Source organism: Arhodomonas sp. KWT, assembly GCF_010993615.1.
On sequence record NZ_WNXE01000660.1, the window covers coordinates 1 to 931 of the forward strand.

Annotated in this window: 2 protein-coding genes; both read left to right on the forward strand. The window is 68.0% G+C overall.

Features of this window, described 5'->3' with window-relative positions; all coding sequences use genetic code 11:
* Window positions 1-66 precede the first annotated feature (66 nt).
* Window positions 67-318: a YkgJ family cysteine cluster protein gene (locus G7A99_RS21520; protein ID WP_018718851.1), complete on the forward strand. Its 252-nt coding sequence runs from the start codon at window positions 67-69 to the stop codon at window positions 316-318.
* 44 nt (window positions 319-362) lie between these two features.
* Window positions 363-931, forward strand: a 569-nt coding sequence (locus G7A99_RS21525; RefSeq protein WP_205599988.1) for a glucan biosynthesis protein, incomplete at its 3' end; no start/stop codon positions are given.

A 931-nucleotide genomic window follows, 5' to 3' on the forward strand; every position in this document is an offset into this window, starting at 1 on the left:
GCTCAATTCGGTTGAGCACCGGCAGGCGGTGGCCGCATTCTTCGGGGCAGAGGGTGACGGATAATCATGAAATGCCGGATCGGCTGCGGCGCCTGCTGCATCGCGCCGTCCATCTCCTCGCCGTTGCCCGGAATGCCTGAGGGCAAACCGGCGGGCGTACGCTGCGTGCACCTGAGCGCGGATAACCGCTGCGGGCTGTTCGCCAGCCCCGAGCGGCCCGACGTGTGCGAACGGTTCTCGGCGACGCCCGAGCTGTGCGGCGACAATCGCGGACAGGCGCTGGCGCGCCTTGCCCGCCTGGAGAGCGAGACGGGGTGAACGCACGGGCAGCCGTTCCGGCAGAGACGCTGGAAGGAGTGCCCATGCGCCGACGGAACCGCCTGCCACTGATCCCCCTTGTCGCCGTTGTGCTCGCCGCTGCGGGTCACATCACGGTTGCCTCCGCTCAGGACGGGGACGATGTCCGCGTGTTCGAGCGGGTGACCGAGCGGGCGCGCGCGCTCGCGGGCGAGGATTACCAGGCGCCGGATACGGCGCTGCCGGAGTCGCTGGCGTCGATGGACTACGACGCCTACCGCAAGATCCGTTTCCGCCCGGACCGTGCGATCTGGAAGGGGGAACGCCTCTTCGAGGTCCAGCTATTCCATCCCGGCTTTCTCTACAACGAGCCGGTAACCATCCATCTGGTGGAGAACGGTCAGGTCCGTACGCTGCCCTTCGACCCGGGCCTGTTCCGCTACGACGGCGGAGAGATCTTCGAGGGCGAGCCCCCGCAGGGACTCGGTTATGCGGGTTTCCGCCTGCATTTCCCGCTCAACCGGCCGGACTACGCGGACGAGGTGATCGCCTTCCAGGGCGCCTCCTATTTCCGCTTCCTCGGCCGGGGTGAAGGCTACGGCATGTCCGCGCGGGGACTGGCCATCGACACGGC

Excerpts from the sequence above, each read along its gene's own strand:
- G7A99_RS21520 (WP_018718851.1), top strand. The coding sequence starts at position 67 with ATGAAATGCCGGATCGGCTGCGGCGCCTGCTGCATCGCGCCGTCCATC.